Source organism: Sphingobacterium sp. LZ11T8, assembly GCF_024261425.1.
In the GTDB taxonomy this organism is placed as follows: domain Bacteria; phylum Bacteroidota; class Bacteroidia; order Sphingobacteriales; family Sphingobacteriaceae; genus Sphingobacterium.
The window spans coordinates 342,960-367,166 of sequence record NZ_JANBZY010000002.1; the positions used below are offsets into that span (position 1 = coordinate 342,960).

19 protein-coding genes and 1 tRNA gene are annotated in these 24,207 nt (G+C 39.8%); 5 read left to right on the forward strand and 15 right to left on the reverse strand.

The window, feature by feature from the left end:
• Nucleotides 1-18: 18 nt before the first annotated feature.
• From NLF99_RS06455 to NLF99_RS06490, 8 genes are all read right to left on the reverse strand, one after another.
• Nucleotides 19-750 (reverse strand): (Fe-S)-binding protein, encoded by a 732-nt coding sequence (locus NLF99_RS06455; RefSeq protein ID WP_185212197.1) that lies wholly within the window; start codon nucleotides 748-750, stop codon nucleotides 19-21.
• Nucleotides 750-2,066, reverse strand: coding sequence for an MFS transporter (locus tag NLF99_RS06460; protein WP_254527247.1), 1,317 nt, complete (start codon nucleotides 2,064-2,066; stop codon nucleotides 750-752). The genes NLF99_RS06455 and NLF99_RS06460 overlap by 1 nt, the downstream gene beginning before the upstream one ends.
• A 43-nt stretch (nucleotides 2,067-2,109) precedes the next feature.
• On the reverse strand, nucleotides 2,110-3,405 hold the full coding sequence (locus NLF99_RS06465) for a D-alanyl-D-alanine carboxypeptidase (RefSeq protein WP_254527248.1): 1,296 nt from the start codon (nucleotides 3,403-3,405) through the stop codon (nucleotides 2,110-2,112).
• Nucleotides 3,406-3,525: 120 nt separating this feature from the next.
• Entirely contained in the window at nucleotides 3,526-5,217 is a 1,692-nt protein-coding gene (locus tag NLF99_RS06470) for a RagB/SusD family nutrient uptake outer membrane protein (protein WP_254527249.1), read from the reverse strand.
• Nucleotides 5,218-5,245: 28 nt separating this feature from the next.
• The gene (locus tag NLF99_RS06475; RefSeq protein ID WP_254527250.1) at nucleotides 5,246-8,518 is read right to left on the reverse strand and encodes a TonB-dependent receptor; all 3,273 of its coding nucleotides are present in this window, start codon (nucleotides 8,516-8,518) and stop codon (nucleotides 5,246-5,248) included.
• A 517-nt stretch (nucleotides 8,519-9,035) separates the two neighbouring features.
• Nucleotides 9,036-9,761 carry a ThuA domain-containing protein gene (locus tag NLF99_RS06480; RefSeq protein ID WP_254527251.1) on the reverse strand — a complete coding sequence of 242 codons (726 nt, stop codon included), beginning with the start codon at nucleotides 9,759-9,761 and terminating at the stop codon, nucleotides 9,036-9,038.
• 5 nt (nucleotides 9,762-9,766) lie between these two features.
• Nucleotides 9,767-10,831 (reverse strand): 3-dehydroquinate synthase, encoded by a 1,065-nt coding sequence (gene aroB / locus NLF99_RS06485; protein WP_254527252.1) that lies wholly within the window; start codon nucleotides 10,829-10,831, stop codon nucleotides 9,767-9,769.
• Nucleotides 10,832-10,918: 87 nt separating this feature from the next.
• Nucleotides 10,919-11,125 carry an RNA-binding S4 domain-containing protein gene (locus tag NLF99_RS06490; protein WP_093096688.1) on the reverse strand — a complete coding sequence of 69 codons (207 nt, stop codon included), beginning with the start codon at nucleotides 11,123-11,125 and terminating at the stop codon, nucleotides 10,919-10,921.
• A gap of 95 nt (nucleotides 11,126-11,220) precedes the next feature.
• Here NLF99_RS06490 and NLF99_RS06495 point away from each other — a divergent pair, with 95 nt between their 5' ends.
• Both NLF99_RS06495 and NLF99_RS06500 read left to right on the forward strand, forming a co-directional pair.
• Entirely contained in the window at nucleotides 11,221-12,411 is a 1,191-nt protein-coding gene (locus tag NLF99_RS06495) for a proline dehydrogenase family protein (RefSeq protein ID WP_254527253.1), read from the forward strand.
• A gap of 87 nt (nucleotides 12,412-12,498) precedes the next feature.
• Nucleotides 12,499-13,110: an HAD family phosphatase gene (locus tag NLF99_RS06500; RefSeq protein ID WP_254527254.1), complete on the forward strand. Its 612-nt coding sequence runs from the start codon at nucleotides 12,499-12,501 to the stop codon at nucleotides 13,108-13,110.
• A 1-nt stretch (nucleotide 13,111) separates the two neighbouring features.
• Here the strand turns inward: NLF99_RS06500 and NLF99_RS06505 are convergent, their stop codons facing one another.
• The gene (locus NLF99_RS06505; RefSeq protein WP_254527255.1) at nucleotides 13,112-14,485 is read right to left on the reverse strand and encodes a hypothetical protein; all 1,374 of its coding nucleotides are present in this window, start codon (nucleotides 14,483-14,485) and stop codon (nucleotides 13,112-13,114) included.
• Between the two features lie 12 nt (nucleotides 14,486-14,497).
• A complete protein-coding gene (locus tag NLF99_RS06510; RefSeq protein WP_254527256.1) occupies nucleotides 14,498-15,106 on the reverse strand; it encodes an RNA polymerase sigma factor in 609 nt (202 codons plus the stop codon).
• A 200-nt stretch (nucleotides 15,107-15,306) separates the two neighbouring features.
• Between NLF99_RS06510 and NLF99_RS06515 the strand changes: the two genes are divergently transcribed.
• Together NLF99_RS06515 and NLF99_RS06520 are read left to right on the forward strand one after the other, a co-directional pair.
• Nucleotides 15,307-16,155 (forward strand): universal stress protein, encoded by an 849-nt coding sequence (locus tag NLF99_RS06515; RefSeq protein WP_254527257.1) that lies wholly within the window; start codon nucleotides 15,307-15,309, stop codon nucleotides 16,153-16,155.
• 2 nt (nucleotides 16,156-16,157) lie between these two features.
• Nucleotides 16,158-16,394, forward strand: coding sequence for a hypothetical protein (locus tag NLF99_RS06520; protein ID WP_185212207.1), 237 nt, complete (start codon nucleotides 16,158-16,160; stop codon nucleotides 16,392-16,394).
• 51 nt (nucleotides 16,395-16,445) lie between these two features.
• Here the strand turns inward: NLF99_RS06520 and NLF99_RS06525 are convergent.
• Nucleotides 16,446-16,518, reverse strand: a tRNA-Thr gene (locus NLF99_RS06525).
• A gap of 244 nt (nucleotides 16,519-16,762) precedes the next feature.
• On the opposite strand from NLF99_RS06525, the gene clpB reads away from it, so the two are divergent.
• Entirely contained in the window at nucleotides 16,763-19,363 is a 2,601-nt protein-coding gene (gene clpB, locus NLF99_RS06530; RefSeq protein WP_254527258.1) for an ATP-dependent chaperone ClpB, read from the forward strand.
• Between the two features lie 204 nt (nucleotides 19,364-19,567).
• Here the strand turns inward: clpB and lysA are convergent, their stop codons facing one another.
• The 4 genes from lysA to serC form a co-directional block, all read right to left on the reverse strand.
• The gene (gene lysA, locus NLF99_RS06535; protein ID WP_254527259.1) at nucleotides 19,568-20,731 is read right to left on the reverse strand and encodes a diaminopimelate decarboxylase; all 1,164 of its coding nucleotides are present in this window, start codon (nucleotides 20,729-20,731) and stop codon (nucleotides 19,568-19,570) included.
• Between the two features lie 5 nt (nucleotides 20,732-20,736).
• The gene (locus NLF99_RS06540; protein ID WP_254527260.1) at nucleotides 20,737-22,050 is read right to left on the reverse strand and encodes an aspartate kinase; all 1,314 of its coding nucleotides are present in this window, start codon (nucleotides 22,048-22,050) and stop codon (nucleotides 20,737-20,739) included.
• A gap of 115 nt (nucleotides 22,051-22,165) precedes the next feature.
• The gene (locus NLF99_RS06545; RefSeq protein ID WP_254527261.1) at nucleotides 22,166-23,113 is read right to left on the reverse strand and encodes a D-2-hydroxyacid dehydrogenase; all 948 of its coding nucleotides are present in this window, start codon (nucleotides 23,111-23,113) and stop codon (nucleotides 22,166-22,168) included.
• A gap of 5 nt (nucleotides 23,114-23,118) precedes the next feature.
• Entirely contained in the window at nucleotides 23,119-24,186 is a 1,068-nt protein-coding gene (gene serC / locus NLF99_RS06550; protein WP_185212212.1) for a 3-phosphoserine/phosphohydroxythreonine transaminase, read from the reverse strand.
• Nucleotides 24,187-24,207 lie beyond the last annotated feature (21 nt).

Sequence of the window (24,207 nt, forward strand, 5' to 3'; positions counted from 1 at the left end):
TTTTGTTATATAAAGTTATTAGATATTAGCCCATCCAGAAGTCAATACATCGACAAGATGCATGGTCTTAATGGGAAGTTGATTTTTTTCAATATAAGCCTGCAATTGCAATAAGCAGGACGAATCAGTAGATATAATATAATCCGCCTTGACATCCAGGGCGTTTTGAACTTTCTGTTCCGCCATGGCCGTCGATATTCCTTCAAATTTAACCGCAAAGGTACCACCGAAACCGCAGCATGTTTCCTGATCTCTCATTTCTACGATATCCAATCCACCTACATGGCTTAATAAGCGCCTTGGTTCATCCTTGATCTTGCACTCCCGTAATGCAGAACAGGAATCATGATAGACCGCTGTCCCGACTAATTCTGCCCCGAAGTATTCCTTCTGCAAAACATTGACCAAGAAATCACTGATTTCAAAAATATTGCGCTGTATGGCCCTGCACTTATTGTGCTCAATGGAATTGGTAAAAAGATCATCATAACCTCCCCTAACCATTCCCACACAGGATGCCGATGGACTGACGATGGGATGTTCTTCATGAAAGTCATTCAGGAACTTCTGGCCAATTTTCTTGGCATCATCCCAAAATCCGGCATTATATGCTGGTTGTCCACAACAGGTCTGATCGGTATTGTATATGACCTTGCAACCTGCCTTCTCCAATAGTTTCACGGTGTTAAAGGCTGTTTCAGGATATAATTGATCAATAAAACAAGGGATAAATAACTCTACTTTATGCATTAATCGCTTTCAATAATCTGTAATTTATTAAATTTTAAAACACGAAACAACAACAAAAACCCGATGATAAAATATACAGACAGGAACAATGCCGAATATCGAATGTTTTGCGTGATCTGTTCAATGATACCAAAGCTGAATAAGCCGATCACTATGGCTACCTTCTCCGAAACATCATAGAAACTAAAGAAGGATGTGGTATCTTCAATATGTTCTGGGATAAGCTTAGAATAGGTCGACCTAGACAAGGACTGTATCCCTCCCATCAATAATCCTACAGCAAAGGCCATTCCGTAAAATTGATATTCCGTAGTCATATAGAATGAGGCACAGCAAATCAGTATCCAAAAGAACACCACAACAAGCAAAACCTTGATGTTTCCAAACCTTTTGGCTGCAACAGACATGATGTATGCCCCACCAATTGCTACGATCTGTATCAATAAAATGGATGCAATCAGTTTACTTGCACCTAAATTCAACACTTTTTCTCCAAATGCCGCAGCAACGATCAATAGCGTCTGAATTCCCATGGAATAGAAAAAATAGGCCGGTAAAAAGGTCTTGATGGCTTCGATCTGTTTTATTTGTCCCAATACACTGCTGAATTCCTTCTTCACTTTCGTAAAGAAAGGCAAGCGCTCAGAACCTACAGTAGGTCTATTTCTTGGCAAGAATCGGAATGGAATCTGTGCGAACAGCAACCACCAAAGTCCCACCAATAGAAATGAAAATCTTGCAGGGAAAGAAGCATCGCTGATCCCAAACCACTCTGGTTTAAAAATAAACACGAAACAAATGATCTGAAGTGTCACACATCCAACATAGCCATAGGCAAATCCCTGTGCACTGACCCTATCCTGCTGATCTGGCGTAGCAATAATAGGCAGGTAGGAATTATTGAAGGCTACTCCGCCAATATAGCCCATAGCAGCTATTGCATAGCAGAAGATCCCCCATTCCAAGGTATTTATCTTAAAGAAAAACAATCCCATGCAGGCAATGGCACCGATATAGGTAAAGAGCTTCATGAAGAACTTACGCTTTCCTGCCGCATCAGAATATGCTGAAATAAACGGCAAGCCTAAAGCCATCAATAAATAAGCAATGGAAAGTGCGAAATTGGATAGTGCAGTATTAATGACCTCAATACCAAAAAAGGAAACCGTGTCATTGGTTTCCGGATTTTTTGTGATGGCCGTATAATATACTGGAAAAATGGTGGAGTTTATGACCAGATTATAGGCAGAATTGGCCCAATCGTACATGGACCATGATCTGATTAATCTTTTATCATTCTTCTTGAATATTTTCATAAGATTTGCTTATGCGAATATACCATTTGATTTTAGAACTGGTTTAAAAATTTTCGTAGATATGGGTAACTATCCGTACCATTTCCTTGCGAACTGGACTTGAACTCCCCAAGTAATTATTGTTCAGAAAAGAAAAAACATAGCGCTTACCTCGTTTGGTTATGATATAACCACTCTGACAGTGAACACTGTTGATTGTTCCTGTTTTAGCCCAAACAAAGGCCTTTCCTCCCGGTGTTGGGTAAACATTCTTTAGCGTGCCTTCTAATCCTCCTGCCGGAAATAAATATAGCTTGGCGTTCTCATCACGGACTTCATTACTGATCTGAAGCAAAACCTCCACCATACTCCTTGGTGTTATTTTATTGTAACTCGACAAACCGCTACCATCTCTCAATTCAATGCTATCACTTAATTTGCTGTAATAGGTGTCAGTCATATATTGGCGCAGGTCTTCTGTTTTGAAGCTATTGTATTTCAAGAAGGATGCAACCATGTTTAGTTGCTCAGCCAAAAAATTATCACTTGGAAGCATCATTTCACGCTCTACTGCTCTTTTTTCTACAGAATTATAGATCTTGAAATCTTGAGGCAGCTTCTGATTTACCAATCCGACATCCTTTTTCAAGGTATCCTGTAGCAATAGCACCAAAAGGCTATCACTAGGTCGGAAAGGTTTTTCATTGACATAATTCTTAGGCAAAGGAAGCTCATTGATTTCATAGCTGTTATTCTCCATTGCTCTATGTATTCTATATCGAGTTGTTGTATCAGATAGCTGCTTTACATCGCGTTCGAAATAGGTTGGGAATAATCTGAGTCTGCCATCAACCTCCCTAAACTGCACAACATTACCATAGATCGGAAAAGGAAACAGTTCTGGTTGGTAGTAGAATTCATAGTCTTCGATCGACCAACCGTTTCTGTAAGTTGGTTCTTGCGTAGGAGAACTTGAGTAGAATAGTTTTTTCTTGCTGTTTTTTAAGAAGTTATACACTCTTCCATTATCTAACCTTGGATGTAAGAAGCTAGGATCACCGGTTCCCCAGAAAATCAAGGAATCACCACGTTCAACATATGCAATCCCTGGGATAGAATCACCAATGAGCTTTAGGGAGGCAAATAAAGTGAAGACCTTGGTATTTGATGCTGGAGTAAAATGTTTGTCCTGATTATGGTTGTAAACAAAGCGTTGTTGATCGACATCGTAAAGACTAAAGCCGTAGTAATGCTTTGGTAAAACGGTTGATTTTTGGAATTCATCATTTAGGTTGAGGGTAGATTGCGCTTTGGTTGTCAAGCAGGCCAATAACCCCATTAGGATTAGTATGCTTCTCATATTGTAAACATAATCATTGTTTAGAATTTAAGGAAGTATGAAACAAAGATTTTATAGAAAAAGAGAAGGGCTGATCTTTCGACCAGCCCCATCTTCTTTTATTGAATTAACCTAATAGTTCTATTTTAAAGCACCGTTGCTACGGTCGATCTCTACCTGAGGAACAGGCCAGTATTCACTGTTTGCAGAGAAGGTTAAACCTTTGTATGCAGGCAGAAATGAACCTTCAAATGTTGAATAGCTTTCTAATACTGATTTAGCTACTCCCCAACGTACAAGGTCAAAGAAACGGTGTCCTTCCATTGCCAATTCGATGCGGCGCTCCGTTCTTACGGCAGTACGTGCATCAGCTTGGGATGCAAAGGCTGGATATGGCTTCACGTTATATGCTGCGGCATTGGCACCGGTTCCTGTTTTCTTTGCAGGAAGCGTAGCAGCACGCTTACGAACATCATTCACCAATTTCAAAGCTCCTGGAAGGTTATTTGCTTCAACCTCACATTCTGCAGCCATCAACCACACATCAGCTAAACGGATGATATTCACATCCAAACCGGTAAGGTAATTGGCTCCCGGAGCTGCATTGGTAGCAAATTGAGATACAGGGATCATGGTTTTGATGGTTACAAAAGGTCCAGCGTATTTAGCGTCACGGATCCATGCATTACCTGGCATAATTCCATAGTCCAAATATGAAACACCTCTACGACCAACGGTATAATCTAAACGCGGGTCGAATTTCAAGTTCACATCTAATACGTATGAATCTGTTGGGTTTTTCAAATCGGAAAGGTATGGAGTAGCACGGTAAGCGGTAGTTGATAATGGAAGACCATTGGCATCTACCTGGAATGAATTTACCAAATCAATAGTTGGTTGATAGAATCCACAACATCCTACTGGTGAACTTCCATACAGACCGGATAACATATCTCCTACGTTGGAGTTATCAGCAGCACCATTGGAATTGATGGCGTGTTTTGAAACCATCACCACTTCAGGTCCGTTTTCTTTCGTTACATCAAAGTTATTCCAGTAAGGCATGGTCGTGATATCCTTACCTGCCATAACCTCTTTAAACAAAGTCAATGCCTGAGCGTATTTCTTTTGGTATAGATAAAGCTTACCTAAATATGCTTTTGCAGCATTTTTGTCCATACGACCAAACTCATCTTTGATTTTGGTAGCTGGCAAATTAGCGACCGCAAATTTGAAGTCCTCTTCAATAGCCGGAGTAATATCCTTGTCATTTGGAATGGTCTGTGCTTCAGCAGTAGTCGTTGCTTCGGTAATGATTGGGACATTTCTAAAGATCCTCCATAGGAAGAAGTTGTAATGGCCTCTCAACATTTTTGCCTCAGCTTCGATTTCCTTAGCTCGCTCGGCAGAGATTTCCTTTGGCCCCGCTTGATCCGCTGCAAGTAACTTCAAAGTATTGTTACAGCGTAAAATCCCTTCAAAGTATACTTGCCACATTTGGGACAGGTTGTCATTTGTACTGATCGCATTATAGGTTTCGATCATGTTCATTGGTGTCTGGTCGGTAAGCTCCGAACCTTTGTGTGCATTGTCTGAAGCAACTTCACCAAATAGCCACTGGCTAGGTGCAGAAGCATAGTTGCCCCAAGTGCCACTTACATTACCATTTAAGATACTGTATGCACCGATCAGCGCACCTTCCACACCATCTTTATTCCCTACCTGAGGCTCAGACAACTGGCCTTGAGGTAATTTCTGTAAAAATTCTTTTCCACAGGAAGTAACAAGTAGCATTCCCGCGCCTAAAAGAATCATTAATTTATTTCGTTTCATGATTGTTCTATTTAATATTCTCTACCTACTAAAATCCTAAATTAAGTCCAAATGTGTACTGACGAGCCTGTGGATATACCCCAAAGTCAACACCCAATGCTGGGTAGGCAGATGGAGTAGCTGAAACCTCAGGATCTAAGCCTTCGTATTTGGTAATCGTGAATAAGTTGGTAACACCTAAATATAATCTTAACCTATTGAATGTAGTGTTCTCACCAAATAGCTTTTTAGTTGGTAAGTTATATCCAATTTGGAAATTCTTAAGCTTCAAGAAACTACCATCCTGTACATAATAAGAGGATGTTGCGTATTCCATCGCACTTGTTTTGTCAGCTGGATTAGGTAGAGATGGGATATTGCTACCTTTGTTTGATTCACTCCATGCATCTAATACCCTTACGCTCTTTTGTCCGCGGAATACCCCGAAGTCTGTAAAGTAACGAGTAGCTTCATACAGGTCATTTCCTTGGGAACCATAGAAGTATAACAATACGTCAAAGTTTTTGTAAGCAGCGTTAATATTCAATGAATAAGTGAAGTCTGGGTGTGGATTACCAATAATTGTTCTATCACCTGGGTCGATCTCACCGTTTCCATTTATGTCTGCATATTTCAAACCTCCTGGTCTTGCATCATCATATGAAGGTGAATTATTTACATCATCCACACTTTGATAGATACCGGTTACTTGATAACCATAGAATGAACCGAATGGCTGACCTTTCTGTAAGATTGAAGTTTCCATAGAACGGAAGGCACCGTAGTTAACCTGTGATACGGTTGGAGCTAATGCAACCACTTCGTTTTTATAGTTTGAGAAATTAGCAGCTAAATCCAAAGTAAATGGTTTCTCTTGTCTGTGTCCATAGTGGTAGCCCAAAGAGAACTCAAATCCTTTATTGCTCATATCACCGATATTTTGGTACGGAGAGGCAGCTCTACCTGCAGCAGCAGCTGGAAGTGGAACCAAGAACAACATATCAGTTGTTTTCTTGTCAAACCAGTCGATCGATCCGTCTAAATCACCGTTCAATACCGTGAAGTCCAAACCTACGTTCAATGATTTAACCTGCTCCCATTTAATATCTGGGTTAGAGTAAGAGTTTTGCCAGATACCATTCACTACACCATTATTGATCGGGTATGAAGATTCTGTCAAGGAAGCTAAATATCTGTTCAAATACTGGAATCCTGGGATACGTTGGTTACCTGTCACCCCGTAACCTGCACGAAGTTTTAAGTCAGTTAACCATTCTGCGCTTTTAGCAAACTCCTCTTGAGAAATACGCCATGCAGCACTTACCCCTGGGAATACCCCGTATAAATGGTTTTCACCGAAATTGGATGAACCATCACGACGAGCAATTAAACTCAATAAATAACGGTCTTTGTAAGCATAGTCTGCTTTTCCCATCAATGAGAACATACTTCCAATTGAACCTGAACCATTATTGTTGAAGTTCGAACTACCTGCATTTAGATATAAATAGTCTAAACTGTTCATGATAAAATAACCATTCCTACTTCCATCAATACCGCGGTTTCGGTTTTTGATGGCCTCAGTACCTACCATTACGTTAAGACTATGATCTTCACCTAGATTAGGTTTGTAGTTTAACGTATTGGTCCAAGTCCATTCTGTGGTATATCCATGGTATTCACTCATACCGTTATTGAAACTACCTTCAGAGAACTCTGGGTTTGGATAAGTGTAACTTACGCCATTGTAGTTTTCATATCTCAAACCGAAGTTAGAGCGTAATGTCAAACCATCGATGATGTCGTACTCTGCAAATGCATTACCGAAGAAGAAATTCGAACGGTTCATGTTATCCTTAGCGCGATAAGCTAAAGCCACTGGGTTTTCACCGTTTCCTAAATCCTTACCAAATGAACCCGCAAAGTTTCCACCCTCATCATACACTGGGATAATGTTCTGGATACGGTAAGCGAATCCCAATACAGATCCTTCTCCCTGATAACCACCCGCAGTATTTGGGTTAACACCCATACCATGACCTTCTGTATAAGCATAAGAAAGATTTTCACCAAATCTTAGTTTCTTATTGAATGCATTGAATTGGGTATTGGTCCTTACGTTATAACGACGGAAACCGGTATGAATAATACTACCTCTTTGATCAAGGTAGCCTCCTGAGAAAGCATATTGAGAAGTTTCATTTCCTCCCGTGGCAGCTAATTGATACGATTGGATTGGAGCAGTTTGCGATAATTCATCAAACCACTTTGTACCTGCTTTATTGGCTTTAGTAATTTGATAGAACGATGCACGATCTTTAGCAAAATAATTGTACTTGTTCATGTCCGCATCTGCTGCTGTCACATCCCAGTTGGTTTTAGAACCGGCCAATAGATAGTCAGGAAGCTGTAAACTCGTTCCATTGAATTTATTGTCGATATCCAAAATCTGCTGAGGAGTCAGCATCTTGGGAAAGGAGCCCTTGTTTGGAATACCTGCGCCTGCATAGGCATCTAAGGTGATTTTGGTACTTCCTTCTTTTCCAGATTTGGTCGTCACGATTACAACCCCGTTGTTCGCACGGGCACCGTAGATTGAAGCTGCAGAAGCATCCTTCAACACCTGCATACTTTCAATATCATTTTGGTTCAACCAGCTCAACTTGCCTTCATAAGGTACTCCATCGATGATGTACAGTGGTTCGTTGTTGTTAATGGTTGAATAACCACGGATACGGATTTGAGGAGTTGAACCTGGAGCACCGTCATTGACAATCTGAACCCCTGTTGCACGTCCTTGCAAAGCTTCAACGGCACTACCTGCAGGTTGAGACTTCAATTCCGACACGTTTACAACTGCAACGGATCCTGTCAAATCTTTCTTCCTTTGCGTACCATAACCAGTTACAACCACTTCTTCCAGATTACTGCTATCTTCTGTAAGCGTAATGGTAATGGGTTGAGTGGTAGAGCTGATCGTGTAACGAGCAGAAGCAAAACCTACATAGGAAATGATTAGGACATCGTTTGCTTGCGCATCGATTTCAAAATTTCCAGAAGCATCTGATGAGGTACTCGACGTCTTGCCGACGATTTTAATGGTAGCTCCAGCAATTGGCTCTTGAGTTGCCTGGTTAATAATCTTACCTTTTACTGGACTTTGCATCGCATATAATGGATGCATAGCGATTTTATTCCAAATTGAAACTTCTGATGCGGAGACACTGCTCATCGCGAGCACGCCCATTGAAATCAGAAGTCCATTTTTTAGCAGTCTTTTGGGAATAAAAGAATTGCTATGGAACTTCATTGATCTTCCCATAATAGAATTTGTTAGTTAGTTTGTTAAATTATTAGTTCAATGATGCAATAAATCTTAATCTCAAGGCATAGCAAAGCCATGAATTAAATATTTATTATTTAAAGCCATAGAAATCCCATTTATGGAATTTCTATCTTCCTAAAAAGAAATGTAGTCTTTTAAGTTATTTTGGTTTACTAATTGGATTTAAGTACTCGTGTGTCATAAGCTGTTAGTTAAAGTTATTTAGTTTATTAAAGTTATCGGTATTTATGGCACTTTCCCTTTCAATTCACCCCCTCTGCTTAATGTTAACAAAGTGTACATCAAACACTTTTAAATTTCTGCTGTACTTTTCCTTCATATAAAAATGGAATAATACAATATTAACAGGAATTGATTTTGTTTAGAATTAAGTTTACAATTAGAACTAATTTATGAATAATTTTTAATAAACAAGACTTTTCCGCAACAATTTATTTACAATAAAAAAAGGAGGTAAAATACCTCCTTTTTATTATCATTTATTGAGAATCAATTAATAACCTAAAACATATTTTAGGCCTCCCACGAGCTGTTTTTGGAAGTTCGGTTCGTATAAAGATTCCTTCGTATGTCCTAAGCCTGTGTAAAAGACTTTTATTCCTTCAAACTTCTGGTACCAAGCTATGGGATGAAAATCACCCATTTTTCCATTTTCATAGGATTTCTCATCGATGGTCATCAAGATCTTAAGATCAGGTTTTACTTTGGAGAAGTCATACCATTCGTCCTTATGCATCCATACCTTTGGCAAATGCTTTGTAGCCAAATGTTTCCTGTTCTTTACATCAATTTTCGCTTCTTGCACAGCAGGATGGCTGGCAAAATATGCTCCTACTAAATTATTGTACCATGGCCATTCGTGTTCTGTATCTGTCGCTGCATGAACACCCATAAAACCTTTACCAGATTTCAAGAAATTCTGGAAAGCTACCTTTTGTTGCTCATCTAAGATGGTACCGGTGGTACTAAAGAACAAAACAGCATCAAAATCCTTTAATGAATCCGCTAGAAAGACATTTGCATCCTCCGTATGAAACATTCCGATGTTTTCATCCTTCAACAATTTGGTCAGGACCTTCACTCCTTCTTCAATGTTGTCATGCCTAAAACCTGCTGTCTTGGTAAAAACTAAAACTTTCTTTGGCTTTACAATTCCTGAAGCAAAAGTAAAACAGATACTTAAACAACAGACTAGGGTCAGTATGCAAATTCTTTTCATTTGATTTATTTGGTTTTTGATTGATAAAAATCTAGACTCTCAATGATGGAATCCTCTTCTACATATTTATTGAAGTCGCAATCTCCTATTTTTCTTAACAGCGCAAATCCAAGTTTATTGCCTTCATTCTTCTTATCATTCTTCATCAATGCCAATAACTCAGGATAAACTGCTGAATTTAAATTGTATTTAGGATAGATTGACAATAGGTAATTGACTATCTCATCCAATTCGGCTTTATCCAAATTGTTAACCTTATGTGAAAGATAAGCTTCACAGATCATTCCAATAGCAATTGCCTCTCCATGTAATAATGGATTTACATCAGTTACCAAGGAATATCCTTCAATAGCGTGTCCTATCGTATGTCCAAAATTCAAGATCTTCCTTAAGCCTTTTTCAGTAGGATCTTCTAGAACAACTTTATTCTTAATGACAACAGAATCGTACACCATACCTTCAGGTATAACAGGCAAACTAACTGTTTTGCAACGGCTAAATAAATCTTTATCCTGGATCAAACCATGCTTGATGACCTCAGCAAATCCCGAAAGGACCTGACGGTCATCTAATGTTTCAAGAAATTTATAGGATATAAACACAGCCTTTGGTTGGCTGAACGTACCTATTATGTTTTTTACATTATCCAAGTCTATCCCAGTCTTACCACCCACGGAGGCATCAACTTGAGAAAGCAAAGTTGTAGGAACATTTAAAAAATCAATACCTCGTTTATAGGTAGAAGCGGCAAATCCGCCCATATCGGTTACTACTCCACCGCCTAAGTTTAGCATGAGGGCTTTTCGATCGGCGCCAAAGTCCAACATGGTTTTCCAAACACCTATACAGAAGTCTATGTTCTTGTTCTCTTCTCCTGGATCTACCTCAATAATATCATAATCAACAATATCAGGTATGGCAGCCTGAATGACAGGTAAACAATGATCATTCGTGTTTCGATCTACGAGAATCAAGAGTTGCGAATAATCATGATCAATGAGAAAGGACTGCAGTTCATCTAACTCATCATCGAATACGACTTCGTATCCTAAACTATTAATCTTCTTCATATATAATTTCTACCTAAAGATAGATTTTTTTATTGAATGTAATTGGATTTTTAAAACTGTAAACAGATATTTTACAGAGCTTAAGAATTATTGAACTTTCACTTTATTCCCATCGAATTCCACGATATCTCCTACCTTAACTTTTAATCTTTTCCTGTAATCGACTTGGCCATTGTACTTTACAAGTCCTTCTTCCACCACCCATTGAGCCATGGCACCATGCTCAACCCAGTTCATGACTTTCAATAATTGGATCAATTGGATATAGTCCCCTTCTAATGTAAACGTTTGCATAAACAAAAGTAATTTTAATTGACAGGATTTACATTATAACTATGTTTTTAATTCATAAAAAAAGCCTAATTTTACCAACATCAAATTAAAGTAATATGGACATAGCTTCACCCTTAAAGCTTGACTTTAACAACACCGAAATTGCCTTTCAAGGCAAAAGCGACAAAGACCTTAACAAAGCGTATTGGTTATTTAAAATGGTCGCGAGCAATACCCTAATTAAGATAGGGACACCAATTACAAACTTTTCGTTGAATATCGGATTACCGATTCAAGGCATTATCAAAAACACTATCTACAAACAGTTCTGTGGAGGAGAAAGTATCCAAGATTGCCAAACCGCAATCCAAGACCTTGGTAAAGGTCATGTAACTACTATCCTTGACTATTCTGTGGAAGGCGAAGACTCGGAAGAAAGCTTCGATGCATGCTGCGCTGAAATCCTCAGGACCGTAGAAGCTGCTAAAGCAAACCCTCTGATCTCCTTCTGTGTGTTCAAACCTACTGGTTTGGGAAGATTTGACCTATTGGCCAAAATCGATGCTAAAGAATCACTTTCCCCTGAAGAACAAGCGGAATACAAACGCCTGATGGAGAGATGTGACCGTATCTGTAAAGCTTGTTATGATAACGACATCCGCGTGCTTATCGATGCTGAACACTCCTGGATCCAGGATACCATTGATGATATTGCTAGAGAAATGATGGAAAAATACAATTCGGAAAGCCCGATTGTATATAATACCTATCAAATGTACCGTCATGACAAATTAGCTTCCCTTAAAGCTGATTTTGCCTATGCTAAAACTCAAGGTTTCCACCTTGGTGCCAAACTTGTTCGCGGTGCCTACATGGAAATTGAAAGAGAAAGGGCAAAAGAGAACAATTACCCTTCCCCGATCCAACCTAACAAAAAAGCATCTGATACCGATTACAATGCCGCTGTGGACTTCTGTCTTGAAAACATTGATACAGTCGGCCTGATGGCAGGTACGCACAATGAGGAAAGCTGCAGGTTATTGGCTAATGAACTTGAAAAAAGAAACATCCCTCACAATCTTCCTAACGTGTTTTTCGCACAACTTTTAGGAATGTCGGACAACCTTTCTTTCAATTTGGCTGCTGCAGGTTACAATGTGGCTAAATATATGCCATACGGACCGGTAAAATCAGTAATGCCTTATCTGTTCCGTCGCGCTCAGGAAAACACCTCCGTAGGTGGACAGACTGGACGTGAGTTGAGCTTAATCATGAAAGAGCTGAAACGTCGTAAATCTGAAAAATAAGATTAACACGCATACCTTGATTCAAGGTATGACCATAAAATGATCACGAAAGTCTCCAATTCATGGAGACTTTCTTATTTTTGCGGCATGACGGAAGAAAATTATCAGAAATACCTTAAACTAAAAGAAATCGCATCCCCTTTCAAAGCATTACTGTTTGACGTCGATGGCACCCTAGCAGATAATATGCATGCCCATAAAGCTGCTTATGTAGAAACTGCCAAGGAACACGGCATTCTATTGAACCCCGATCTGATCGATGAAACGGCAGGATGGCCTACAGTGCATGTGGCAGATGAAATCTCTTCCCGTTATCAGGTTCCTTTGGATAGAATTGAATTTGCAAAACGAAAGTCTGCCATCTTTATTGAACATTTTATTCAAAAGACACAACCCGTAGAATTTGTCAGACAGGTCCTTTATGATTTTGCTGAATCAAGAAAAATTGGGATTGTTTCTGGTGGAAGCCGCTCTACCCTCAACATTACTTTGGATGTCATTAACGTAGTCGGAAGATATGAGACTTTGGTCTGTGCAGGCGACACGCCTGAAGGTAAACCTTCTCCTCAACCTTTTTTATTGGCTGCGGAACACTTAAATGTCAATCCAAGCGACTGCTTGGTCTTTGAAGACGGTGATCCTGGAGTACAAGGAGCAATTTCTGCTGGAATGGCTTGGGTCCGTATCGACCAACTGTAGCCTAGAAGTTAGTGATGATCCTTATACCACCGTTGGTATAATTCATATCTGCTCTTTTAAAACTGCCTACAGGCATTTTAAAATAAGGCTCAACCGAAAGATTGATGTTTTTGTTCATCTTCATTTCTTTACCGATGGAGAAATTGACAAAACCACCAAATCCATTGCTGCTCACGTTTTCATCCTCCGTCTTGATTGCTCTGGAAACCTGCTTAACAGCCGTTTTTACATCCGCCTCACTCTCAGGAAGACCATTGCCAAACAATTCAGTATTGGCATTCTCTACATAATGTGCATATCTGTTCTGATTGAATACAGCGGCATAAGTTATACCAGAGGAAGCATAAAACCCAGACTTAGACTTTACCCGAACATCCAAGGGAACTTCCAATGCTTGGACATTTCCCGAAATTGCATTTACATTCGGTAGAATGATGGCATTACTGCTTGCAAAATTCTGGGTCAGACCGTTAGCCGTAATTTTCTGCAAGGCATCTTTACTGGCCACAACAGGAGTTTCTGAATTCGCCACTGGATCTTTCATTTGAGAAACATCATAGCGATTGTAAGCCAATCCAGTCCTAACACTTACATTCTTATTGATATTATAGGCTAACAACATCCCGCCTCCAAAATTGAACCGTTCATTGGTGGAATTCGGAGAAACGAAAAGCCCTAAATCAAACTTCTCCCTAAAATTGAATTTCCTATTTTTTATTAAGGGCTCAGCACCATTCTTTGCCTCTTGGGCTTGATATGCCAATTCGCTATTGACATTATTTTCCCTGAAACCTCTCAGGTCGTTATCCATTTCAATCTTCGCTCTTTTATTGGATAGATTATAGGAATGAAGTGCATTAGGGATCTGGATACCGCTCGGATAGATACCATCATTTGAATAATTGGATATCAATCCCAGGTCCTGGTAACCTCTAATCTCTGCATTAGCATCCTCACCTCCCGCTTGAGCTATTAGGCCATTCCCTTGTACAGAAGTATTCAAATCAGATTGACTTGCAATTAAATTACCTTGAGAACCAATTACACTTTCATCCTGACCGCTTACAACATCCTGGTCACCGCCGTTATCTTGAAAACCGGTTTCATTGTCTACAACAGGATCTTGGTTAGCGGTAATTTGATTATCAATATTGTTAGAGGTATTTTCCGGCCAATACATAACCGTTCCAATTCCCAACAATAAAATTGCCGCAGCGCTGGCAGCCCAATAGAAAGTTTTGTTCCTTTTAACCGGGGCAGCACCATATCGACTCTGAAAATTCTCCCATGCACCTTCCTTATACGGAAGTTCCTCCATGGATTTCATCTTTTCGACGATCTGTTCGACAATATCTTTTTTATTCTTCTCTTCCATTATCTAAACGAATCAGGATTTAATATTTTCTAAATCAATTTGACTCAAATACAATTTGCGCAACTTTTGCTTCGCTCTTGTCAAATAAGTCCTGGAAGTACTCTCTGGGATTCCCAGTTCCTTCCCTATCTCCTCATGCGAATAACCTTCAATTTCATACAGGTTGAAGATCGATCGCTGAATATCTGGCAACTGCTGTATCAAGGAAAGCATATCCTCATATTCCAACCTGCTTCCATTATCTACGGAATAATGTAAGGTATCACTACTGCTCAAATCGTCCAGCATATACATCTGCTTCCGAACCCGCAGGGCATCGATCGACGTATTAACTGCGATCCTCGCTATCCAAGACTTAAAAGTCTTCTCTAAAACATTGGGATCTTCATGCAATGAAAAGGTCCCGATCTTATTGAAGGCTTTCACAAAACATTCATTGGCCAGCTCCTCAGCCTCCATTTCATGCTTCATATAGCGGATCACGATAGCCATCACATAACCATAGAATTTCTTGTATAGAAAGGATTTACTCTTCTCAGAATTAGACATAGCACATTGCTCCAAAGCTGTCCTTAGGTTCAATGCTGTACTGTTACTGAGATATTTCCTTAAAATTCCCACCTATGTCTTCTCTAATCTTCTGTAATTAAAAAAACTATAGATGAAGCTAAGCTTTATTCATACAAATCCTGCTATAAATATTCTATATTAGGATAACGATATAAAACAATTCCATGCTACAGTTGGTATAAAATAATGATAAAGGTCATTAATTCCTTGCCCATTATTTGGTAAATTTAACAAACACAAAATTAACGACTATGAGAGCCATCTTATTTCCTACAGATTTTTCCGAAATCGCCAATAATGCGTTCCTCTATGCATTACATATTGCCAAATCGATTGATGCCAAGATTTATGTGCTATACTCCTATCTAGAGCCGGTCCTTTCCGCAACGCACGGTGGACAACCGGAACTTTTAGGAGAAGTCTATCAGACCATTGAGCTCAACCAATTCGAAGTCTATAAAAAGAAAACCCAAAAACTCCGAGAGATCGCTTCCGAGATCGGGATGCAAGAAGTTGAATTAGTTTTTCTTTTTGAAGAAGGGCCGGTCGCTTCAGTGGTAAAAAGCATTGTAGAACGCGAAAAGATCCATTTGGTGGTTATGGGAACACATGGTGAATCTGGATTTCTTTCCAAATTAATCGGAACCAATACCGTAAGTGTTATCAAGTCTATCCAAAACCCAGTTCTTGCTGTCCCTCCACATGCTAAATATCAAGGTATCAAGCGCACTGTCTTCACGACTCTATTCCGTGAAAAGGACAAATCCGCGTTGAAGGAAATGCTCATCATGGCAAAAGCTGTGGATGCTAAAATCGAATGCTTACACGTGATGCACAATGATAAAGTGGCCGATGTACTATTGCAGACGGAAGCTTGGCAAAAGGAATTTCCACAAGAAAACATTAATTATGTTCTCCTGGATGAGGTTGAAAGCATAGAAAATACCATTGCAAATTATATCCTTGAAAACAATATTGATATATTTGGTGTCGTTAAGAGAAACCGAAGCTTCTTTGATCGCCTATTCAACAGCAGCATCAGCAATAACCTTGCTCTGCATTCAAAGGTGCCAATATTGGTTTTTCATGAAGAAAAATAAACATGCAGCAGGTCATTAAAAAATTAGAATCATTAAATCGTATCAACGATAAAGCAGAGAAATTCACAGAGATAACAGATGAAAACTTTGTCGAACATGGAATTCTATTCTTTATCCCACTCGAAAAATATGAAGTAAAAGTTCTGATCCCTGCACCGCACCATAAAAGCCTTTTCCAAAACGGTACACCAACCTTTAAACAGGTACTGAACCATAAAGAGGCGATGATGCTCAAATAGAAAAAAAATAGAAAAACAAAAAAGAGGGTATCAATTGATACCCTCTTTTTGAGCCTCCTATCGGAATCGAACCAATGACCTACTGATTACAAGTCAGTTGCTCTACCAGCTGAGCTAAGGAGGCATTTCCCTTAAAAGCGATGCAAATATGTGAACTTCATATCAATTTTACAAATCTTTTGAACTCCTTCATTCTTACAAAAACTCTAACTAAATGACCTACAAGCCATTATTTTCACAAAAACTAATTACTGTATGTCTTTTTGGCATATGTATTTAAACTTAACTGTCAATATTACAGTAAAATAACTAAAAACACTGTAGGCATTCCTTTTGTTAACCTAATATTACATATAGCGAAACTACATATGAACTTTAACAACTTTACAATCAAAGCCCAAGAGGCAATACAAAAAGCTTCAGAAATTGCATCTGGCCATCAGCAACAAGCGATCGAGCCAGCGCATATCATGAAAGCCTTATTATCAGTAGATGAAAATGTCATTTCCCATTTACTCAAGAAACTAAACGTCAATATCAGCTACCTGAGCCAAGAGGTCGATAAAATTATCGAATCCTACCCTAAGGTAAGCGGAAGCAATGTTTATCTAAGCAACTCCGCTACCGCTGTATTACAGAAAGCGCAGAGCTTTTTGAAGGAATTTAACGATGAGTTCGTCTCCATTGAGCATATCCTGTTAGGACTATTGCTATCCGGCGACAAGGTTGCCAGCCTATTGAAAGACCAAGGAGTCACTGAAAAAGACCTAAAAACCGCAATAAAAGAATTGAGGGGAAATTCAAGGGTAACTGACCAAAATGCCGAAGCAACCTACAATGCATTGAACAAATATGCTAGGAATCTTAATGAATATGCTGAATCTGGCAAACTCGACCCTGTAATCGGTCGCGATGAAGAAATCAGACGCGTCATGCAGATCTTATCCCGTAGGACAAAGAACAATCCGATCTTGGTTGGTGAGCCCGGAGTAGGTAAAACAGCGATTGCCGAAGGTATTGCCTACCGAATCATAAAAGGCGATGCTCCTGAAAACTTGAAGACCAAAACCGTATTCTCTTTGGATATGGGTGCATTGGTTGCCGGTGCGAAATATAAGGGTGAATTCGAAGAACGCCTAAAGGCTGTAGTTAAGGAAGTATCGGACAGCGACGGTGAAATCATCCTGTTCATTGATGAGATCCACACCTTAGTTGGTGCTGGTGGCGGTGAGGGCGCTATGGATGCTGCAAACATCCTGAAACCTGCATTGGCGCGTGGTGAGTTGAGGACAATCGGTGCAACGACACTAAACGAGTATCAAAAGTATTTCGAAAAGGACAAAGCCTTAGAGCGTAGGTTCCAGAAAGTGATGGTGGAAGAACCAGATACCCAAGATGCAATCTCTATCCTACGTGGTATCAAGGAACGTTACGAAACCCACCACAAAGTTAGGATCCTGGATGAGGCTATCATTTCGGCTGTAGAACTCTCACAAAGATACATTACGGACCGTTTCTTACCAGACAAGGCCATTGACCTAGTCGATGAGGCAGCGTCCAAATTGAGGCTCGAAATGGACTCAGTTCCGGTTGTGGTCGATGAACTGGAACGAAGGATCATGCAATTGGAAATTGAAAGAGAAGCGATCAAGCGTGAAAAAGACGAGAAGAAAATCTCTGAACTTTCAGAAACCATCGCCAACCTTTCCAATGAACGAGATTCATTAAGGGCTAAGTGGCAATCTGAAAAGACCTTGGTGGACCAGGTCAACGCGGAGGCTCAAAACATAGAAAACTACAAACTGGAAGCTGAACAGGCTGAACGTGCGGGCGACTACGGAAAGGTTGCAGAATTAAGGTACGGTAAGATCAAGGAAGCTCAGGACAAAGTGGATGCTTTGAAAAAAGAACTTTCAGAGAAACAAGACAGCAGCCGTATGCTTAAGGAAGAAGTAACTTCCGAAGATATCGCTGATGTGGTTTCAAAATGGACCGGTATCCCTGTCAGTAAAATGATTCAATCCGAAAGGGAAAAACTATTGAACCTGGAAGAAGAATTACATAAGCGTGTCGCAGGACAAGATGAGGCTATTGAAGCTATTGCTGATGCGATCCGTAGATCAAGGGCCGGATTGAGTGATGCTAAACGCCCAATCGGTTCCTTTATTTTCCTTGGTACAACAGGGGTCGGTAAAACCGAACTTGCAAAAGCCTTGGCAGAATATCTGTTCGATGACGAACAGGCCATGATCCGGATCGATATGTCGGAGTACCAAGAAAGACATGCCGTATCGCGTTTGATCGGAGCGCCTCCAGGATACGTGGGTTATGACGAAGGCGGACAGTTAACCGAAGCCGTACGTCGTAGACCATACTCAGTGGTGCTATTAGATGAAATCGAAAAAGCACACCCGGATGTATTCAATATCCTATTACAAGTATTGGATGATGGCCATTTGACAGACAACAAAGGCCGTGTAGTAAACTTTAAGAACACCATCATCATCATGACCTCCAATACCGGTTCTCATATTATCCAAGAGAATTTCTCTAAATTGAATGATGAGAACAGAGGAGAAGTCGTAGCGAAAACAAAGGATGAAGTCCTTGATCTATTGCAAAAATCTATCCGTCCAGAGTTCTTGAACCGTATTGATGAGGTGATCATGTTTACTCCGCTGTCCAGAACAGAAATTGGTGATATCGTTAGGATGCAATTTAACAGGGTTGAAAAACAACTTGCTGAACAAAACATCTTCCTAACAGCTTCTGACGAAGCCCTAGATTGGTTAGCACAATTAGGATACGACCCTGTCTATGGTGCAAGACCATTGAAACGTGTCATCCAAAAAAGAATCCTCAACGAACTCTCTAAAGAGATACTATCAGGAAAAATATCCAGAGATTCCGTAATCAAACTGGATGCATTTGATGGAAAATTCGTCTTCCTCAACAAGAATGAGGAATAAATAAAAAGAACTCCTGAACTGATTTAGCTCAGGAGTTCTTTTTTATTTAGATATGAGTATTGAGATATGAGTATTTAGATATGAGTATTTAGATATGAGTATTTAGATATGAGTATTGAGATATCAAACGTGCCACAATTTCTAAATCTCTCGTTTAATAACTAAAAATCCCTTTCTACTATCTCACATCTCAAATCTCACATCTCAAATCCCATCAGAAAACACAAACCTGATTTCATCTCTAAGATTATATTTCGAAGCCATTACTTCGCCATAAGCACCTGCAGTACGGATAGCGATCAGATCTCCACGTTCTGAAACAGGAAGTGTTACTTCTTTTCCAAAACAATCTGAGCTCTCACAGATTGGCCCAACCACATCGTAGTTCAATTTTTCAATACCCTCGTTTTTGCCTAATTTTTCGATTTTATGGAATGCCTGGTACAATGCTGGACGCATAAGCTCGGTCATACCTGCATCAAGGATCAAAAAGTTTTTCTTAACCCCGCTTTTAGTGTACAATACCCTGCTCAACAAAGTTCCTGCTTGTGCTACCAAAGCACGGCCCAGTTCAAAATGCACCTCTTGTTGCGGAGTTCTTTCCAGAAACTTATCGAATACATCAAAATAAGCTTCAAAGTCAGCAAAAGGATGGGCATCTGGTTCATGATAATCCACGCCTAGCCCACCACCTACGTTCAATACTTTAATGGTAGTTCCGCGCTCTTCAAACCAATTCTTCCACTCATTTACCTTTACACAAAGACTCTTGAACACATTGATATCGGTAATCTGCGAACCTACATGGAAATGCAGACCCAACAGATCAATATGATCACATTCCCTTAATACGGAAGCCGCCTTTTCCAATTCAGAATTGGGCACACCAAATTTATTTTCATCTAAACCGGTGGTGATATAATGGTGCGTATGGGCATCTACATTCGGATTAATGCGCAACGAAACTTGAGCCTTAACGTTCTGTTTAGCCGCCAATTCATTGATTACCAATAGCTCTTGGATAGATTCCACATTAAAAGCAAAAATATGATGCCTTAATGCCAAATTAATCTCCTTGTCGGATTTTCCAACACCAGCGAAGGTAATCTGATTGGCAGGAAAACCAGAATCAATTGATTTTTGAACCTCATTTCCACTTACACAATCCGCACCAAAGCCTTTAGATTGGATTAAATCTAAAATCCTGTCATTAAAGTTAGCTTTTAGTGCATAATGAACATGAAATCCTCTTTTATCAGCTGCCGCCTTGGCCCTGTCCAATGTTTCATTCAACAGGTCCAGATCATAGTAATAAAATGGAGTTTCAAATTCGTTTAAACGTCCTAAATCAATTTGATTGATGTTCATTCTCTTTAAAAAATTCTATTATGTAACGACCTTAATGCTTCTACCTTGTGCTCAGAATCCAAAAGCATGGAGACATTGTAATCTGAACCTCCATAAGAAACCATGCGCAATGGCAAATGTTTCACTGCATCTAAAACTCGCGCAGCATAACCATGTGTATTAGCTCCAAAATCACCCACCACACAGATGATCGTTTGATTTCTATCGACACTTACATTTCCAAAATCTTCCACTTCACGGATGATATCATCTAAATTTTTGGTATCATCAATTGTCAAGGATACAGCCACCTCTGAAGTGGTAATCATATCGATTGGCGTTTTATAACGTTCAAAAATTTCAAAGATCTTTCTCAGGAAACCATATGCTAACAACATTCTTGATGAATGGATATGGATTGCCGTAATATCATCTTTCGCTGCAACCGCACGGATCGACCCTTTCTGTCCACCGTTTTTAGAAATAAAGGTTCCAAAAGCTTGGGGGTCCATCGTGTTCAACAATCGAACTGGCACATTATACCGTTGCGCTGGAAACACACTCTGCGGATGTAAGATCTTAGCACCAAAATAGGCCAGCTCGGCAGCTTCGTCAAAACTCAGTTCTGCAATCGGCGTAGTGCCCTTTACAATTCTAGGATCATTGTTATGCATACCATCGATATCCGTCCAGATCTGGATTTCATCGGCTTGTATGGCAGCACCGATCAATGATGCGGTATAATCTGATCCACCACGACGTAAATTATCGATTTCACCAAAGGAATTTCTACAGATATATCCTTGCGTGATAAATAAGCTATTATCAGGATGCTCAGCCAAAATCGCTTCCAATTTCTCTTTGATGAATGGAACCATTGGCTCATTGTCCTCGTCGATTTTCATAAAATCAAGAGCCGGAAGCAATACGGATTTTATGCCTTTTTCACTCAGGTAAAGATGCCACAATGTAGTGGACATCAATTCACCCTGTGCCAGGATGATCTTTTCTTCCGTAGGTGTAAAAAGATCGTTCGACAAAGATGCAATTAAGTTAAAATGATAATCTATCAATTCCTTACCCTGCTTATATCCGTTCTCAGTGCTGAAGAGTTCCTTGATTAAAGCTTCGTACTTGTTCTTGTGTTCCTTGATCAATTCCTTGGCTTCATCCTTCTTACCATTCAAGTAAGCTTTAGAGATTTCAACCAATGCATTTGTCGTTCCAGCCACTGCTGAAAGCACCACAATCTGACGCTCTGCGGGATTAACGATATCCAATAAACTCTGGATACGTTCAGCACTCCCTACGGATGTTCCACCGAATTTTAGAATTTTCATATCTATTTTAAACTATTTGTTTTTACGAGGTTGTGAATATAAGTCTTTTGACAAAAAAAAGCGGCACAAATGCAAATAAAAGCTTTTGTGCCGCATATAATTTAATGCGGAAGAACTACTTCTTCAAGTTATCGATCAATAACTGGGCTAGTTCCTCTCCGATTCGTTCTTGCGCCTCATTGGTTGCAGCACCAATATGGGGAGTCAAGGAAACCTTAGGATGATTCAATATTTCCGCTCTTGGAGTCGGTTCATTATCAAACACATCAAGCGCAGCAAAAGCAACTTTACCAGAATTCAACGCTTCCACCAAAGCTAACTCTTCAATAACGCCTCCTCTGGAAGCATTTACCAAGCCAACACCATCTTTCAATAATGCAAACTCTTCTTTACCGATAACAGGCTTGTCTGTGAATGGAACGTGCAGGGAAATAAAGTCTGATTTCTTGAAGATGGTATCGATATCAACCTGCTCAACAGGGACATTGACACTTACATCTCCAGCAAAGTTTAAAGTCAGAGAATTTGGTCCTTCAAACAAATCTGAATAGATCACCGTCATTCCCAATCCTAAACCGATCTTAGCAGTTTCACGACCGATACGGCCAAAACCAACAACACCCAATACTTTTCCTTGCAATTCAGAACCTGCAGCATATGCTTTTTTCAATCCAGCAAAATTGCTGTTTCCTTCTACAGGCATTTTACGGTTAGAATCGTATAGGAACCTAACACCATTCAATAGATGTGCAAATACCAATTCAGCAACTGAATGTGAAGATGCCGCTGGCGTATTCACTACAGCGATACCTTTTGAAAGTGCGTAATCCACATCAATATTGTCCATACCAACCCCACCTCTACCAATAACCTTGATATTCGGGCAAGCATCGATCAATGGCTGACGTAATTTCGTAGCACTACGTACCGTAACGGCATCGTATTCATTCAATCTATTGATCAATTCATCTTGAGGAATATGGTTTGTATCCACTACAAAGCCCGCATCCTCTAAAATTTTTTTACCGATAGGATCAATCCCATCGTTAGCTAAAATTTTCATAGTAATTATTTCTTCTTTTCTTCAAATTCTCTCATCGTATCCACTAATGCATTAATTGAACTGATGCTCAATGCATTGTAGATCGATGCTCTAAATCCACCAACAGAACGGTGACCTTTGATACCGATTAAATTGCGCTCCTTAGCTAAGGCCAAAAATTCTGCTTCTAACTCAGGCGTATCCATCACGAAAGTCACGTTCATTCTAGAGCGATCTTCCACGGCTGCCGTTCCTTTGAAGAATGGGTTGCGGTCAATCTCATCGTATAAAGTACGTGCCTTGATGATGTTCTCTTGTTCAATTACCGAAATTCCACCTTTAGCTTTCAACCAACGTAGGTTCAACATGGAAACATAGATGGAGAATACTGGCGGCGTATTGTACATAGAACCCGCTTTGGCATGTGCTTCATAATCAAAGATCGTTGGAATGGTACGACCAGACTTAGCAAACAGATCATCTTTGATGATTACCAACGTAACACCTGCAGGACCCATATTCTTTTGGGCACCAGCATAGATCAAACCAAACTCAGACACATTGATTGTTCTACTCAAAATATCAGAAGACATATCAACAACGGTTGTTACCGATGTGCTAGGTTTTTCAAATACTTCTGTTCCGTAGATGGTATTATTTGAAGTGTAATGGAAATATGCAGCATCCGATGGCACTACAAAATCCTTTGGAATATAGTTGTAATTTTTGTCACTCGACGAAGCAACGATTTCCACCTGTCCTACTTTTTTAGCTTCTTTGGCAGCTTTTGTTGCCCAAACACCTGTATCTAGGTATGAAGCCTTGCCATTTTCAGGCAATAAGTTCATAGGAACCATGGCAAATTGCTGACTCGCACCCCCTTGAAGGAATAAAATGGAATATCCAGCAGGAACTTCCAGTAATTCACGGACCAATTTCTCAGTCTCGATTACGACTTCCTCAAACTCTTTGGAACGGTGCGAAATTTCCAAGATTGATAAACCTGTACCATTAAAATCAATTACCGCTCTTGAAGCTTCTTCAAAAACCTCTTTTGGTAAAATACATGGGCCTGCACCGAAATTATGTTTCATTAGACTTGTATAATTTGTTAA

What these genes read in the sequence shown, in the direction of transcription:
- NLF99_RS06465 (WP_254527248.1), bottom strand. Translation starts at nt 3,405, where the DNA reads ATGAGAAGCATACTAATCCTAATGGGGTTATTGGCCTGCTTGACAACC.
- NLF99_RS06515 (WP_254527257.1), top strand. Translation starts at nt 15,307, where the DNA reads ATGAGAGCCATCTTATTTCCTACAGATTTTTCCGAAATCGCCAATAAT.
- NLF99_RS06475 (WP_254527250.1), bottom strand. Translation starts at nt 8,518, where the DNA reads ATGGGAAGATCAATGAAGTTCCATAGCAATTCTTTTATTCCCAAAAGA.
- NLF99_RS06455 (WP_185212197.1), bottom strand. Translation starts at nt 750, where the DNA reads ATGCATAAAGTAGAGTTATTTATCCCTTGTTTTATTGATCAATTATAT.
- NLF99_RS06495 (WP_254527253.1), top strand. Translation starts at nt 11,221, where the DNA reads ATGGACATAGCTTCACCCTTAAAGCTTGACTTTAACAACACCGAAATT.
- clpB (WP_254527258.1), top strand. Translation starts at nt 16,763, where the DNA reads ATGAACTTTAACAACTTTACAATCAAAGCCCAAGAGGCAATACAAAAA.
- NLF99_RS06460 (WP_254527247.1), bottom strand. Translation starts at nt 2,066, where the DNA reads ATGAAAATATTCAAGAAGAATGATAAAAGATTAATCAGATCATGGTCC.
- NLF99_RS06490 (WP_093096688.1), bottom strand. Translation starts at nt 11,125, where the DNA reads ATGCAAACGTTTACATTAGAAGGGGACTATATCCAATTGATCCAATTA.
- lysA (WP_254527259.1), bottom strand. Translation starts at nt 20,731, where the DNA reads ATGAACATCAATCAAATTGATTTAGGACGTTTAAACGAATTTGAAACT.
- NLF99_RS06520 (WP_185212207.1), top strand. Translation starts at nt 16,158, where the DNA reads ATGCAGCAGGTCATTAAAAAATTAGAATCATTAAATCGTATCAACGAT.
- NLF99_RS06480 (WP_254527251.1), bottom strand. Translation starts at nt 9,761, where the DNA reads ATGAAAAGAATTTGCATACTGACCCTAGTCTGTTGTTTAAGTATCTGT.
- NLF99_RS06500 (WP_254527254.1), top strand. Translation starts at nt 12,499, where the DNA reads ATGACGGAAGAAAATTATCAGAAATACCTTAAACTAAAAGAAATCGCA.
- NLF99_RS06540 (WP_254527260.1), bottom strand. Translation starts at nt 22,050, where the DNA reads ATGAAAATTCTAAAATTCGGTGGAACATCCGTAGGGAGTGCTGAACGT.
- NLF99_RS06505 (WP_254527255.1), bottom strand. Translation starts at nt 14,485, where the DNA reads ATGGAAGAGAAGAATAAAAAAGATATTGTCGAACAGATCGTCGAAAAG.
- serC (WP_185212212.1), bottom strand. Translation starts at nt 24,186, where the DNA reads ATGAAACATAATTTCGGTGCAGGCCCATGTATTTTACCAAAAGAGGTT.
- NLF99_RS06545 (WP_254527261.1), bottom strand. Translation starts at nt 23,113, where the DNA reads ATGAAAATTTTAGCTAACGATGGGATTGATCCTATCGGTAAAAAAATT.
- aroB (WP_254527252.1), bottom strand. Translation starts at nt 10,831, where the DNA reads ATGAAGAAGATTAATAGTTTAGGATACGAAGTCGTATTCGATGATGAG.
- NLF99_RS06470 (WP_254527249.1), bottom strand. Translation starts at nt 5,217, where the DNA reads ATGAAACGAAATAAATTAATGATTCTTTTAGGCGCGGGAATGCTACTT.